Source organism: Coprococcus sp. AF99-45, from assembly GCF_027663865.1.
In the GTDB taxonomy this organism is placed as follows: Bacteria; Bacillota; Clostridia; order Lachnospirales; family Lachnospiraceae; genus Allocoprococcus; species Allocoprococcus comes.
Genome location: NZ_JAQDGZ010000046.1, coordinates 1 through 3,573 on the forward strand (window position 1 = coordinate 1; position 3,573 = coordinate 3,573).

General features: G+C 37.4%; 4 protein-coding genes. All 4 read left to right on the top strand.

From position 1 onward, the window contains the following. Window positions 1-46: 46 nt before the first annotated feature. A complete protein-coding gene (locus tag PGR14_RS15835) occupies window positions 47-382 on the top strand; it encodes a DUF3784 domain-containing protein (protein ID WP_055247370.1) in 336 nt (111 codons plus the stop codon). Window positions 383-412: 30 nt separating this feature from the next. After that, window positions 413-763 carry a hypothetical protein gene (locus tag PGR14_RS15840; protein ID WP_055247372.1) on the top strand — a complete coding sequence of 117 codons (351 nt, stop codon included), beginning with the start codon at window positions 413-415 and terminating at the stop codon, window positions 761-763. A gap of 47 nt (window positions 764-810) precedes the next feature. Next, entirely contained in the window at window positions 811-1,572 is a 762-nt protein-coding gene (locus tag PGR14_RS15845) for an ABC transporter ATP-binding protein (protein WP_055247374.1), read from the top strand. Between the two features lie 118 nt (window positions 1,573-1,690). Continuing rightward, a complete protein-coding gene (locus PGR14_RS15850) occupies window positions 1,691-3,328 on the top strand; it encodes an FtsX-like permease family protein (RefSeq protein WP_270223710.1) in 1,638 nt (545 codons plus the stop codon). The last annotated feature ends 245 nt before the right edge of the window (window positions 3,329-3,573 follow it).

The following is a 3,573-nucleotide window of genomic DNA, read 5'->3' on the forward strand; positions in this document are numbered from 1 at the left end:
AAAACAGGTGAAATCTCAATCGGTATTTGTGAAGGAGGAATATACTATGAATATAGGGTTTTGGCTATGTGGAGTTTTGGTTATTCCATTTGTGATTACAGGAGTGTTATTTGCAATATTTAAAGAAAAAGCGGCTAAATTTGTTTCGGGATTTAATTCATTACCGAAAGAAGAACAGGCATTGTATGATAAAGCTCATATTTCTCGTGATATAAAAAATCAGTGTTTTACATGGGCTGGCATAATGTTAGTAGGAGCAGTGTTGTCTTATTTTTTAACACCATATATGGCTATTCCGGCTTTTATTATTTGGCTCGTTTTATTTTTCAAAGAGGTTCATTTTGACACGCACAAAGCATTTGAAAAATATTTATTAAAATAAATTCCAGATGATAAAGCAGAAGTATAGGGTTTGATTCATATGATTTCAGTAAAAAAACAGAGAATTGCTGCTATTATGGTTTTAAGTTCCATCATGCTGATTTTACTTTTGTCGCTAAATTTCCGACTCTGGAGTGGATATTATGCAGAAGGGGATTTGGAAAGTATAGTCATACAGCAGATGGAATGTTTGGAAAAGTCAAATAGTGAAAACGATATAAGCGAAAGTATATGTTTGCATTTCTATGAGTGTATATGTTTCGGTGAAATAGAAATAATGGTGCTCTGGGTATATGATGGCTTTAAAGACCTCGGACAAGGTGAGTTTTCTTTCAGACCGGGAGTTACCCTTTGCAGTCTATCGGTTCGGATGGATGATTAAATACTTCTGATAATCAAATTTAAAATTTATTATCAGGAGGAACTTCGATGTATGTATTAAATGCAAATCATATTTCAAAAAGTTATAAAACTGCAGGAGAAACTATGCGGATTTTGCAGAATGTGAATCTGCAAGTTATGAAAGGAGAAATGGTTGCTATTATGGGACCATCCGGCAGTGGAAAGACTACTCTGCTCCATGTGCTGACCGGGGTTGACACGCCGGACGATGGAGAAATCGTAATAGGAGGAGAAACATTTTCACAACTTACGGAAGAAGAGAAGGCATTTTTTCGCAGAAAGCATATGGGAATGATTTTTCAGGATTTCCAGCTTTTGGAGAGTTTGACGGTAAAAGAAAATATATTGTTACCACTCATTCTTGAACGAAAAGAAGCAGACATCCAGCAAGAGCGTTTTTCAAGAATAGCGGATGTGCTCAGCATTGAAAAATTAGCTGACAAAGGAATTACGGAAATATCGGGAGGTCAGAAACAGAGAGTTGCGATTGGCAGGGGGCTGATCAATGAACCGGATATTATTTTTGGAGATGAGCCAACAGGAAGCCTTGACCGAAAGACCACCGGGGATGTGATGCGATGTATGAAGCAGATGAATCAACGGTCTGGCATCAGCTTTCTGCTTGTGACACATGATGCTTATACGGCATCCTTTTGTGACCGGGTACTTTTTCTACAGGATGGGAATCTGGCAAAAGAAGTAAAGAAAGAGAACACTGCCGATAATTTCAGAGAAGATATATGGAAAACGCTGTGCGGTTTGGGAGGTGGAAAAGATGACCTTTTTTGATATTTCCCGAAAGATGCTGAAAGCTGGTTTTTACAAATATCGATTGTACTTTCTATGCAATTTATCTGCAACGGCATTATTCTGTTGTTTTGCAGTTATTTCCACAAACAGGACGTTTATGAATGCGTCGATTGTAAATTCATCAATATCCAATAACATTTATCTTCCATTTTTTCTGTCTGCAGTGTTTCTGGTTTTTTTTCTTCCTGTTTCGTGTCAGGCATTTCTGGCATCAAGAAAACAGGAATACGGCGTGATGTTTTCTCTTGGCATGAGCCGGAAGGAAGCGTTTAGAAACTTACTTTTTGAAAATGTGATCATATCCGTGCTGGCATTAGCAATAGCACTTGCGGCAGGAACTGTGCTGTCATTTTTATTTTTTTCCGTTATCATTTATGCAATAGATGTTCACGGAGTGCAATGGCAGTTTTGCCCGGAAGCATATAAGCTTACAGCAGTTCTATATACAGTAGTGGTGGCAGTTGCCTTTATCCTGAATGCCGGGAGACTTATGCTGGACAAAATCGGAACCCTGCTAAAAGCACAATATCGGGCAGAAAAAACAGGAAAGATCGGTACGTTCTTATGCAGACTTGCACCCAACTACATGAGGTTTCATCTGGTGGAATGGTCATTTGTCCGCAGACACAAGAAAGAATGGGGATGTAGGTATGTTTTAGCCTCTCTCATAATAGCGGTATCTGTTATGCTTACGGGGGTATGTGTGACTTTATATCCGGCTTTTCTAGAGGATGCAAAAAGTTATTCTCCCTATGACATGGTGTACTCAGAAATCTATGGAATGAATCAGGTTTCAGTACAGGATGTCCTTCATATATTGGAGAAAAATGGTGTTACTGTAGAACAGGTCATTCAGCTTCCCTATATCAGAGATGATGTTTTTAATTACCTTCCTGTGACAGAAATAAACCGGGATTTTGGATGTGATTATCAGATTCAGGAAGGCGAGTTTTTGAATTTGTTTCAGTACAATCTGGAAGATGGGTATGAACATAACATACAGCCAGTATCTACTGTAACGATTTCCGGGGACAGAAAGCTGCAGTCTGTTGGAACAGATGTAAAGATACTGTTTAATCAAAATCCGACCTTTGCAGATAAAACACTGATCATCAACGATTCTGATTTCGAAAAATTAAGTGCAGATATAACAGGTAGTGCTGGTATCGCAAACTTGTTTCAGTTTCAGAATTGGGAAGATTCTTATGCGGGAGTATGTGAAGTAAAAGAATATCTGCAGGAAAGCAATCAGTTGAATGAAGATGAGCAGACGTATTATGAATTGTCTTCGAAAGTGGAGAAATACCAGGATGCAAAGAAATCAGGACAATTTTTATTATTTTTGATGGCATTTGTGATAGGGCTTATGATAATGGCTGAGTTTCTGTTAATTCATTCACGTATCCAGGCAGAGAAGGAAGAAAATAGCAGGGTCGTTTGTAGTTTGCGAATGTTGGGAATGATAGACAAGGAAATGGTAAAGTGCCTATGCTATAAGAATTTTCTAAGATTTATACCGCCATCGGTTGTGGGAACAATCCTTTCTTTCCTGCCATCTTATTATCTGAATGAGAGTTATGGAATGGGGACGAATGGAATTCTGGCAGGAATCGTATTTGGAGTGATTTTGACAGTCGGAATATTCGTAGTGATACGCAGGTATTCTGAAAAAGAAGAAAAACTTTATGAAAGCGGTTTTATAATACAAGGAAGAGGATTTTTTGATTATAGATAAGTAGAAAAAGATTCAAATCCTGTGTATAATTAAAAGATAAAGATAGAGACAACTCGGAATTTACAGGAAGTGTGACAAGAAAGCCAAAACGGTATACTGGGAAAAAAAGATTAAGAAAAGAATAAAGAGCTGGTTTTAATTGTAAAATTTATGGGGAACTAACATCAGCTTATTGACATAAATTTAAAAATAAGTATAATAATAGTTGAGTAATTGTTCAACTATTATAGAGATGAGCAAAACAC

Excerpts from the sequence above, each read along its gene's own strand:
- PGR14_RS15835 (WP_055247370.1), top strand. The coding sequence starts at position 47 with ATGAATATAGGGTTTTGGCTATGTGGAGTTTTGGTTATTCCATTTGTG.
- PGR14_RS15845 (WP_055247374.1), top strand. The coding sequence starts at position 811 with ATGTATGTATTAAATGCAAATCATATTTCAAAAAGTTATAAAACTGCA.
- PGR14_RS15850 (WP_270223710.1), top strand. The coding sequence starts at position 1,691 with ATGAATGCGTCGATTGTAAATTCATCAATATCCAATAACATTTATCTT.